Genomic DNA, 10,565 nt, shown 5'->3' on the forward strand with positions numbered 1-10,565 from the left:
TCCGACAACGCACCGGCATCGCAAGCCACATCGTCCATCCAAAGCATCCTCCAAAGAATCAGATGCTCTCGACAGATTCAGCTCCCAAACCCCTTGTCACGCGTTAACTCACCCGATTGCCCTGTTCCTCTCACCAAGATTCGATGCAAACGCTGTCTGGCAAGGGTCCATTCGCCCGCGGATTCGACACGGAAACCAAGGCGCCCCTGTTCCCTCAAAAAATAGCAGCCTTCGGGGAACCAATTTCGCGCCCGTGCATTTAAGATTGTCAGCAGTTTCAGAGAGCGATCTCAGGGACGCTGACACAAAGGACGCCTCCCGTACAATAAAACGTGCGAGGGGCGTTCTTGTATGGAGAACCGGCTGACCGGCATCCTCCCCGGCGGCGCCGAGCTGCGGCTTCCAGCCGGACCTTGCCGGCGACATCACGCGGATGCGACAGTCTCCTATATCTTCGAAAGCCACTCGGGCGACCAGACCAGGGAAGAAGCTCATTCATCCGGGCCGGGTTCCGGCCATGTCTCCTTTGCCGCTTCCGCATACCAATGGCGCATCGCCGGGGTGGCAAGAACGGCGTCGACATAGGCGCGTGTATCCGGCGCAAGCGTGCCGCCATAGGTGTCGAAGCGGGTGACGACCGGCGCATACATGGCGTCGGCCGCGGTGAAATGGCCGAACAGGAACGGACCGCCCTTGCCGTATTGTTCCCGGCACTCGCGCCAGATCGTCTCTATGCGCTCGCGCTGTAGTTCGCCCTCGACGTCTAGCGGCTTGTGGCCCTTCGGCCTGCGCAAATTCATCGGCCAGCCATAGCGGACCTCGCGAAAACCGGAATGCATCTCGGTCGCCACCGAGCGCGCCAGCGCGCGGGCGTCGATGTCGGCCGGCCAGAGTTTTTTCTCGGGAAACAGGTCAGCCAGGTATTCAAGGATGGCAAGGGTTTCCCAGATGATTTTGCCATTGTGATTCAAGACGGGCACCTGGCCGGTCGGCGACACTTTCGCCAGATTGGCAAAGGTCTCCGGCGTGCGCAGCCGCACGAAACCCTCCTCGAACGGGATCTCCAGATGCCTCATCGCCACCCATGGGCGCAGCGACCATGAGGAGAAGCATTTGTTGCCGATGAAGAGCGTGAATTCAGCCATTTTTCTCCCCGCACGCACGATCACCTGCAATCCTTTGGTCGGCGCTTGGTCACAGCCTAGCTCGCCAACCTTGCCTCGGGGAGGCTAAAGCACGACCTGATCTGCCGCCCGGGCGACGGCTGGAACCTAACCGACGCCGGCTCGTTAGCCTCCCGCGGATGAATTCCTCCGAATTCAAAACTCCCAGGAGATGCGGGAAAGGCGGCCGCGAAGGCCTGCCGCGAAGGCCGCCTTTTTCATGTGCTCCAGCCCTTGCTGAAGCATTGGTGAAGGCGACCTCGCCATGATCACCGGTCGCCTCGCTCAGCACCACGTCCATGCCGTCGCTGGTCACCCTGGCCAGCGCGAAACCTCCCATAAAGGCAGCCTTCGGCTTGAACAGATCGAGCCCATCCCTGCGATAGGTCAGCGGCGTGTCGTGCTGGTGGCCATGGAAAATGCCGACGATATTGTAGCCCTTGAGCGCCGCCAGCAGCGCCTGCCGGTCGGCCTCGCTCCACCAATGCGGCGCGCCAGCGCCGTCATCGTCGTAGCGCCTTTTGGCGGCATCCCAGCGTTCTATCGAGAAAGTGTCCCAGCCATAGTGCTGGAACAGGATGACCGGACGACCGTCCGCCGCATAGGTCGCCAGATCCTGCTTCAGCCATGGCAGGCTGCTCTCGGCACCGTGGCCGGTGTCGCCGGCAAATCGATGCGTTTGGATCAGATGCAGGCCGCCCCAGTCCCAGGAATAGCAGTCGGTATCGATATCATAGTCGGTGGCCGGCACCGGCGGCTTGAAGAACACGCCGGCGCGATGATTGACCTCGACATAATCGCGCAATTCGCGCCGGTACCAGTCGACGTGGCGCGGCGGTCCGTTCTGGTCGAGATCATGGTTGCCGAGCCCGACATAGACCGGCATGTGTACGCGATCGGGACCGACGCCCTGCTGGTAGCGCTGGCTGAACTGGAGCAGCTGGGTGCCCTCGCTGGGCTGGGTGATCTGGCCGCCGCCATCGTCGGTGATGTCCCCGCCGACGACAAGGCCGAGCGGCGTGCCGATGCGGCGGGCCGCCGAGCGCAGGCCGGTGGCGACGCCGTTGATCTCGGCCGGCCAGTCCTTATCGACGAGACCGTTGAGCACTGCCACGTTGCGCAGCAGGGCGGCGTCGGTCTTGCCTTCCTGCAGGCAGTTGGGGCTCAAGCCGCTCGCCATGCGGCAGGCATGGACATCGGCGATGAACAGGAAAGTGGCGTCGATGGACTGGACGCGCTGGCCGGTCTGGCTGAATGCCGGGCGCGACAAAGCGCCGGCCGCGGCAAGACCCACGGCCTGCGCCAAAAAGCTGCGACGAGAAAACAATCCAGGCGAACGGCTATTCATCATGGGCTGAATTTCAGCATGGAGAGCGGCCGGCCGTCCAGCGCCTCTCCTTGCCGCCATCCATCGGCTATAGGACGATCAAGCCACTGGCGCGGTAGCTAGAGCCGGAGCGCCAAGTCAAAGCGGCGCGTTGATATCTCCCTGTCGCTGCGACATCAAACGGTTCTCGGTCGCAGCAGCACCCTGCGGCGTCGCCTGGCTGCCAGTCCGCCCTGCGATGACGACAGCGCGCTCCGCTCCAGTCCCGCCAAGCAATCCCGCAGCACGCTCGCATCCTGTGCCGTCTTGGCCATCGACATCGCCCCGGAATAGGCGGCGACCGCCAGCGCGGCGAAGCGCTCGGGATCCGTGCCCTCATCCCTTCCCGCCTGCTGGTCGGCTCGCATTTTGTCGGAAATCGCCTGCCTCCACCGCGCAAAAATACCGGCAAGGGCAATCCGGAAATCCGGATCGGCGAGCGACAGTTCGTGCGCCAGATTGTTGAGCGGGCAGCCGCGCACGAAACCCTGCTGCTCCAGTTCCGCCGCCACGGCCTCGAACACCGCGCGCACGCCCTCGCGCACCGACGCAGCCGCCAGCACCGGCGCGATCCATGTCTGTTCGACCGCTGCCGCCACCCGCTCCTCGATCACCGCCAGCGCCAGCGCCTTCTTGGTCGGGAAATGGTGATGCAGCGCGCCGCCGCTGACGCCCGCCGCCGCCATCAGATCGCCGAGGCTGGAGGCGTGATAGCCGCGCGCCTGGAACGCGACCTCGGCGACATCGAGCACTTTCTTGCGCATGCCGTCAGGGTCGTTGATGCGTTTTCGCGGGCGTGGTTTTGATCGAACGGTCATCTCTGCTGACATTGCCGAACTCTAGCATATTGACAAAACAGGACAACCCGTCTGTTTGTAAACAGGATGATCACCCTGTTTTTGAGGAGAGTTGGATGAGCATGCTACTGAATGCCGAGCCGAAACCCGCGGTGCTCGCCTCGCCTGTCGTCGAATTGAGGCAGTACACGCTGAAGCCCGGCCGGCGCGATACGCTCATCGACATCTTCGACGGCAGGCTGATCGAGGGCCAGGAGGACGCCGGCATGACCATCATCGGCCAGTTCCGGGATCTCGATCGCCCGGACATGTTCGTCTGGATGCGCGGCTTCGATGGCATGGACGCCCGAAAAAATGCTCTCGCAGCTTTCTATGGCGGTCCGGTCTGGGCGGCGCACGGCCATGCGGCCAACGCGACAATGATCGATTCCGACGACGTGCTGCTGCTCAAGCCCGCGTGGCCGGGCGCCGGCTTCGACCTAGCGGGCGCGCAACGGCCGAGTCTGGCCGCTGACGAAAAGTCCATTCGAAACAAGCCGCCGACCGGCATCGTTGTCATCCAGATTCATCATCTACAGCCCGGCACAGAGGTTGATTTCGCCGAGCGCTTCGGGGCCAAAATAGCGCCGCTGATGACGGCACAAGGCGCACGCCTGCTCGCCGCCTTCGTCTCGGAGCATGCCGAAAACAGTTTTCCGCGCCTGCCGGTACGGGCTGATGAAAACATCTTCATGTCCGTCATGGGTTTTGCCAGCGCCGAGGCGCATGCCCGCGACAGAGCCGCCCTCGCTGCCTCGCCGGCATGGCAGGCCGCACAGTTCGGCCTGACCAAACCAACGGAGACATTGCGGCTGTCGCCCACCTCGCGATCGCTGGTCGGGCATTAGACTTCAAACGCTTCGATGATGGCGTTCGCGACAAGGGCTGGATCTTCCCAATGCGGGTTGTGGCCGCAAGTCTCGGCCCGGACGAAGGCGGCTTCTGGGAGCGCGCGCAGCAATGCCTGCTGGTGCGCCTCGCCGAACAGCGGGTCGCACGCACCGGCGACGATCAGCGTCCGGGCCTGCACGGCTTGCGCCGCATCAGTCAGATCGGCGCGGCGGATTTCCTCAAGGATCGCGCGCCAGCGAAATGACGGCATCGTGGAGGCGTCTTTCGCCAGGCCGGCGAGAAAGGCCGGGGGCACGCCGGGCCGGCAGGCATGCCACCAGGCATAGAACGGATCGGCCGGCGATATCGGGTCGCGCAAGGCCTGGACGCCGGCGACCAGCGGATGATCCGGCGCGAAATCGGGCTTCAACGTGCCGGCCAGGACCACCAGCCCGCCGATGAGTTCCTTGTGTCGCCCAGCCAATGCGATAGCCACCATGGCGCCCAGCGAATGGCCGACGACGACCGGCCGGTCGAGCCGTAAACTCTGGATCAGCGCGGCAATATCGCCGGCAAAATCGGCGATGCCGTAGCTCTTGCCCGCTTGCGAGGCGCCATGGCCGCGCAGATCCGGCATGATCAGCCGGCGGCCGGCCAGATGCGGCGCAAGAAGCGAAAAGCCGCGGCTGGTGTCGGTGAAGCCGTGCACCAACAGCAGCGCCGGCTCGGTGCCTGATATCTCGACATAGGCGATGTCAAGATCGCCGACAGTGACGAATTGTTTGCGGCCAGCCCAGGCGTCCTGGTCCGGCAAAGCATCCAGCACCGCCGACCTCACAGGCCGAGCTTTTCCTTGACGGCGGCAAGGCCAGGTTGGCCGTCGAAGGTGGTGACGCCGGCGAGCCAGGCATCGAGGCGGTTCTTGTTGAGCGCAATCGCCTTCAGCGCCCCGTCCTCCGGCTTCATGCCGTCATTGATCAGATAGCCCATGCCGACATTCTCGAAATCGATATCGAAGACGAGATTCCCGAGGAATTGTGCGACGTTCGGGCATTGCTGCGGATAGCCCTTGCGCACCTGCGTCGTCACCGTCGCGGCGCCGAAATTCGGGCCGAAGAACTTGTCGCCGCCGGTCAGATATTTGAAATCGTACATCGTGTTCATCGGGTGCGGCGCCCAGCCCTGGAAGACGATGAACTGCTTCTCCTTGATCTCGTAGCCGACCTCGGAAAGCATGCCGGCTTCGCTCGACTCGACCACCTGCCAGCCATCCAGGCCAAAGGCCGAATCGGCGATGGCGTCCATCATCAATTGATTGGAGCCGGGCTCGATGCCGTACATTTTCTTGCCGAACTTGTCGGCGAACTTGTGCAGGTCGGAGATGTCCTTGACGCCTGCGTCCCAGACATAGGTCGGCACGGCGAATGTGTATTTGGCGCCTTCCAGGTTGACGCGCACATTCTCGACTGAACCGTCCTTCTTGTAGGGCTCATAATAGGTGACCATCGCCGGGTCCCAGTACCCCAGGAACAGGTCGAGATCCCTGTTCTTCATACCCTCGTAAATGACGTTGATGCCAAGAACCTGGCTTTGCGGCTGATAGCCGAGCGCCTCCAGCAGGACATTGGCTACCCCCGTGGTGAAGGCAAGGTCGTTCCAGCCGGGCTCGGCCATGCGGACCGTCCTGCACTGTTCGGCCTCGGCCGCCTGGGCCGCAGGAGAGGCCAACGCCAAAACGGCAAGACAGACGCCATTTGCAAGGATGCGGAACATCTCGGTTCTCCTCATTGTCTCAAATTGACCAATTGGTCTTTTTATTGTCCCATGGGTCAATTCTTGATCTGAGCGGGCGAAAATGTCAACGTGGATTCTCAATGCATGGACCGAACCCGTGAAACTCAAGCGTCTCAGTGATATACGCCGCAAGGAACTGCGGCAGGCCGCCTTCGCGGTGCTGGAGCGCGAAGGCATTGCCGGTGCCACCCTGGAAAAGGTGGCGGCCCAGGCCGGAGCCTCCAAGGGGATCGTGCTGCACTATTTCCGCAACAAGCAGGAATTGTTCGAGCACGCGATGCGCGAGGCCAACGCCGTCCTGTGCCAGGCGGTGATCGCGCGGCTTCGCCGGGCGAATACGCCGATGGAGCGCATGGATGCGGTGATCGAGGGCAATTTCGAAGAGCATCTGTTCCAGCCTCCTCTCTGCCACGCCTGGCTTTCGCTCTGCGCCGAGGTGCCGCGCGACGAGAAGATGGCCCGTATCCAGCGGGTGATCCACGCGCGCATGCGCTCGAACCTGCTGTCCGGCCTGCGCGGCCTCGCCTCGCCAGCGGATGCCGACGACATCGCGCTTGGCGTCACTGCGCTGATCGACGGGCTTTGGCTGCGGCTCGGCCTGCAGCCGGGCAGCGTCTCGCGCGAACAGGCGGTCCGACAGGTCAAGAATTATGTCGCCGGGCGGCTGGCCCTGCGGGAGCTTGCGACCGTCGGCGCGTAAACCGGTCCGGCTGGCCTGCCGGTCGCCAGCGGTCGAAGTTCATACCGTGGGATAGGCTAACGGCTTGACCGCAGCCGCCAATGTACGGTGCTCTCTCGACGTGCCAAAGCTGCCTCGGAGCGTCCAATGAGACTTCACAACAAGCGCGCGCTGGTCACAGGCGGGTCGGACGGTATCGGCCTGGCGATCGCCGAAGCCTTTTCGCGCGAGGGTGCGGACGTCCTGATCGTCGGCCGCGACACAAAAAAGCTCGACGCTGCCCGCAACCACCTCGGCGGCAATGTCGAGACGCTGTCGGCCGACCTCGCCGCCTCGGCCGGCATCGCGGCCGTCGTCGAGCGGGTGAAAAAATCCGCTAGGCCGCTCGATATCCTCGTCAACAATGCCGGGGTGGCTTTCCTGGTGCCCTTCGAAACTGTCAGCGAAGAGCAGTTCCAGCAATCCTTCGCGCTCAACGTGACGGCGGTGTTCTTCCTCACCCAGGGCCTGCTGCCGCATCTGCCAGCCGGCGCATCGGTGATCAACATCTCGTCCTACTTCGCCAACAAGATGATCCCGAAGCGGCCCTCGAGCCTCTATTCCCTGTCGAAAGGCGCGTTGAACTCGCTGACCAAATCGCTGGCCTTCGAACTTGGGCCGCGCAACATCCGCGTCAACGCCATCGCGCCCGGCACGGTGGACACAGCCATGCGACGCAAGACAGTCGACAATTTGCCGGCCGAGGCGAAGGCGGAACTGAAGGCCTATGTCGAGCGCAGCTATCCGCTCGGCAGAATCGGCCGCCCCGACGATCTGGCCGGCATCGCGGTCTATCTGGCAAGCGACGAGGCGGCCTGGACCAGCGGCGGCATTTTTTCGATCGACGGTGGTTATACGGCGGGGTGAGATGCTTTTCTCCCCCTCGAGGGTCCATCGAGGGGGAGATGGCCGGCAGGCCAGAGGGGTCCCCGCGCGTGAAGCACCAGCCTCCTCCGGCGGCGATAGGAGGCCGCGCCCGGTCGAACCGACCCCCTCTGTCGCCTTCGGCGACATCTCCCCCACAAGGGAGGAGATCACCTTCAACCGATTTGCATCCCTGCGGTCCGCAATCTCCGCTTGAAGCCGTTTGTGCAACGCGATACGCCGTTGCCGACAAGGAGAGACCCGTGACCGCTGCAAAGACCAGAACCGAGACCGATACGTTCGGCCCGATCGAAGTCGCCGCCGACCGTTATTGGGGCGCGCAGGCGCAGCGTTCCCTTGGCAACTTCAAGATAGGCTGGGAGAAGCAGCCGGCGTCGATCGTGCGCGCGCTGGGTATCGTCAAGCGGGCGGCGGCCGAGGCCAACATGGAGCTGAAGCGGCTTGATCCTTCGATCGGCAAGACGATTGTCGAGGCAGCGCAAGAGGTCATCGACGGCAAGCTCAACGACCATTTCCCGCTGGTGGTCTGGCAGACCGGCTCTGGCACGCAGTCCAACATGAACGCCAACGAGGTGATCTCCAACCGGGCGATCGAGATGCTGGGCGGCGTCATGGGCTCGAAGAAGCCGGTGCATCCCAACGACCACGTCAATATGAGCCAGTCGTCGAACGACACCTATCCGACGGCGATGCACATCGCCTGCGCCGAGCGCATCGTGCACGACCTGCTGCCGGCCCTGAAACATCTGCACAAGGCGCTGGAAGCCAAGACCAAGGCCTTCGCCCACATCATCAAGATCGGCCGCACGCACACGCAGGATGCCACACCCCTGACGCTTGGCCAGGAATTTTCGGGCTACGCGGCGCAGGTCGCCTCGTCGATCAAGCGCATCGAGCTGACGCTGCCCGGCCTGCAGGAACTGGCGCAGGGCGGCACCGCCGTCGGCACCGGCCTCAACGCGCCGGTCGGCTTCGCCGAAAGGGTGGCGGATCGCATCGCCGCAATCACGGGCATCGCCTTCGTCACCGCGCCGAACAAGTTCGAGGCGCTGGCGGCCCATGATTCCATGGTGTTCTCGCACGGCGCCATCAACGCGGCGGCGGCCGCGCTGTTCAAGATCGCCAACGACATCCGCTTCCTCGGTTCCGGCCCGCGTTCAGGCCTCGGCGAACTGTCGCTGCCGGAAAACGAACCGGGCTCGTCGATCATGCCGGGCAAGGTCAATCCGACCCAGTGCGAGGCGATGACGCAGGTCTGCGTTCAGGTGTTCGGAAACAATGCGGCGCTCACCTTCGCCGGCAGCCAGGGCCATTTCGAGCTCAATGTCTACAACCCGCTGATGGCCTACAATTTCCTGCAGTCGGTGCAACTGCTCGCCGACGCTTCGGTTTCCTTCACCGACAATTGCGTCGTCGGCATCGAGGCGCGGGAAGACAACATCAAGGCGGCACTCGACCGCTCGCTGATGCTGGTGACGGCGCTGGCGCCGACCATCGGCTACGACAATGCGGCAAAGATCGCCAAGACCGCGCACAAGAAGGGCACCACTCTACGCGAGGAAGCGCTCGCGACCGGGCTCGTCAGCGAGGCCGACTATGACCGGCTGGTGCGGCCGGAGGACATGACGCATCCGGGGTAAGGACATTTCGCGAGGGGAGAATTTACTCCCGTCGCACCCTGACCGAGGCGAATTTTGCTCAGGTCGTCCGATCACGAAAATGTAAGCGCTGTGAACAATGTGTCACCAATCTGACGGCTTTGGTGAACAGTCCGCGTGCTCTATCTCACCGCTATCAACCCTTTTCCGGAGAGAGCCACCATGTCCATCAACACTTCAGCCGCCGGTTCCGGCGCTTCCAATGCCTCAACCACCATCCTCCTCGGCCGCGTCCTGCTTGCGGTCATCTTCCTGCTTTCAGGTTTCGGCAAGCTCACCGCCATCGCCGGCACGGCCGGCTATTTCGGCAGCCTCGGCCTGCCCTTGCCGACCGTAACGGCGATCGTCGTCGGCTTGATCGAGCTTCTCGGTGGTCTCGCCATCCTCGTCGGCTTCCAAACCCGGGCCGCGGCCTGGGTGCTCGCGGTTTTCACGGTCGCTACCGGCCTGGTCGCCCACACCGGCTGGGCCGACCAGATGCAGATGATCCAGTTCCTCAAGAACCTCGCCATCACTGGCGGCTTCCTGCTGCTGGCTTCATCGGGCGCCGGTGCCTACTCCATCGACGCCAAGCGCGGCTGAACCTCAAGCCTCGAAATGAAAGCGGCGCGTAATTTTCCGCGCCGCTTTTTCGTTGTCGGTGCAGACGTCTCAGCCGGTTTGATTCCTGCTACGATCGCGGCTTGGCTGTAATCGCCCGGCTCGACCAACAACGGAGGTGAACATGCCCCGCAACGCGCTGCTTCTGCTATCCCGGCTGTTGCTCGCCGCCCTGTTCGTGCCTTCCGGTTTTCACGCGTTGAGCGACATTGCCGGCACGACGGGCTATTTCGCCGGCCTCGGCCTGCCGCTGCCGACGCTGGCCGCCTGGGGCACGGGACTGTTCGAACTCGTCGCCGGATTGCTCATCCTGGTCGGCTTCCAGACCCGGATTGCGGCGCTGCTGCTGGCAGCCTTCTGCATTGTCGCCGGTTTCATCGGCCATTACGGCCAGGGTGGCGGCGACGCGATGCTCGCCTTCCTGCACCAGCAGATGCTGATGAAGGACATCGCCACATCGGGCGGCTTCCTGGCACTTGCCATGGCCGGCGCCGGCGCTTGGTCTGTCGACGGGCGTGGCGCGATTTGATATTTTTGCTTAGACGCGCCCGAGCTGGTCGACCCCCACTCCGTCTCGGCTTCGCCGAGCCATCTCTCCCCCGATCGACGGGTAGAGGAAGGGCGCGAGCCAGTTGTGTGCGTCAAGTTCTGCAAAAATGGCGTGGCATCGCGGTGACGTCGGGGTGTCCGTCGCGCAGCCCCCGTGTTTAGCGG

At 63.4% G+C, this 10,565-nt stretch carries 11 protein-coding genes; 6 read left to right on the plus strand and 5 right to left on the minus strand.

Translation table 11 applies throughout. From position 1 onward, the window contains the following. Positions 1-491: 491 nt before the first annotated feature. From NKH02_RS33245 to NKH02_RS33255, 3 genes are all read right to left on the minus strand, one after another. Positions 492-1,145, minus strand: coding sequence for a glutathione S-transferase family protein (locus tag NKH02_RS33245; protein WP_352884008.1), 654 nt, complete (start codon positions 1,143-1,145; stop codon positions 492-494). Between the two features lie 49 nt (positions 1,146-1,194). Further along, a complete protein-coding gene (locus NKH02_RS33250) occupies positions 1,195-2,457 on the minus strand; it encodes a metallophosphoesterase (protein ID WP_352884010.1) in 1,263 nt (420 codons plus the stop codon). Between the two features lie 209 nt (positions 2,458-2,666). After that, positions 2,667-3,347, minus strand: a complete 681-nt coding sequence (locus NKH02_RS33255) for a TetR/AcrR family transcriptional regulator (RefSeq protein ID WP_352884029.1) — start codon at positions 3,345-3,347, stop codon at positions 2,667-2,669. A gap of 95 nt (positions 3,348-3,442) precedes the next feature. Between NKH02_RS33255 and NKH02_RS33260 the strand changes: the two genes are divergently transcribed. Beyond that, entirely contained in the window at positions 3,443-4,213 is a 771-nt protein-coding gene (locus NKH02_RS33260) for an NIPSNAP family protein (protein WP_352884013.1), read from the plus strand. Here the strand turns inward: NKH02_RS33260 and NKH02_RS33265 are convergent. Together NKH02_RS33265 and choX are read right to left on the minus strand one after the other, a co-directional pair. Next, the gene (locus NKH02_RS33265) at positions 4,210-5,022 is read right to left on the minus strand and encodes an alpha/beta fold hydrolase (protein ID WP_352884014.1); all 813 of its coding nucleotides are present in this window, start codon (positions 5,020-5,022) and stop codon (positions 4,210-4,212) included. The two genes, NKH02_RS33260 and NKH02_RS33265, sit on opposite strands and share 4 nt — an antisense overlap. 8 nt (positions 5,023-5,030) lie before the next feature. Next, positions 5,031-5,969, minus strand: coding sequence for a choline ABC transporter substrate-binding protein (gene choX / locus NKH02_RS33270; RefSeq protein WP_352884016.1), 939 nt, complete (start codon positions 5,967-5,969; stop codon positions 5,031-5,033). A gap of 82 nt (positions 5,970-6,051) precedes the next feature. Here choX and betI point away from each other — a divergent pair, with 82 nt between their 5' ends. From betI to NKH02_RS33295, 5 genes are all read left to right on the plus strand, one after another. Further along, on the plus strand, positions 6,052-6,690 hold the full coding sequence (gene betI / locus NKH02_RS33275; RefSeq protein WP_352884018.1) for a choline-binding transcriptional repressor BetI: 639 nt from the start codon (positions 6,052-6,054) through the stop codon (positions 6,688-6,690). Between the two features lie 126 nt (positions 6,691-6,816). Beyond that, entirely contained in the window at positions 6,817-7,575 is a 759-nt protein-coding gene (locus NKH02_RS33280) for an SDR family NAD(P)-dependent oxidoreductase (protein WP_352884020.1), read from the plus strand. A 260-nt stretch (positions 7,576-7,835) separates the two neighbouring features. Next, positions 7,836-9,233, plus strand: a complete 1,398-nt coding sequence (gene fumC, locus NKH02_RS33285; protein ID WP_352884022.1) for a class II fumarate hydratase — start codon at positions 7,836-7,838, stop codon at positions 9,231-9,233. A 180-nt stretch (positions 9,234-9,413) separates the two neighbouring features. Beyond that, positions 9,414-9,833 carry a DoxX family protein gene (locus NKH02_RS33290; RefSeq protein WP_352884024.1) on the plus strand — a complete coding sequence of 140 codons (420 nt, stop codon included), beginning with the start codon at positions 9,414-9,416 and terminating at the stop codon, positions 9,831-9,833. A 142-nt stretch (positions 9,834-9,975) separates the two neighbouring features. Next, positions 9,976-10,380, plus strand: a complete 405-nt coding sequence (locus tag NKH02_RS33295) for a DoxX family protein (protein WP_352884027.1) — start codon at positions 9,976-9,978, stop codon at positions 10,378-10,380. Positions 10,381-10,565: the final 185 nt, after the last annotated feature.

Source organism: Mesorhizobium sp. M1396 (assembly GCF_040317725.1).
GTDB lineage: Bacteria > Pseudomonadota > Alphaproteobacteria > Rhizobiales > Rhizobiaceae > Mesorhizobium.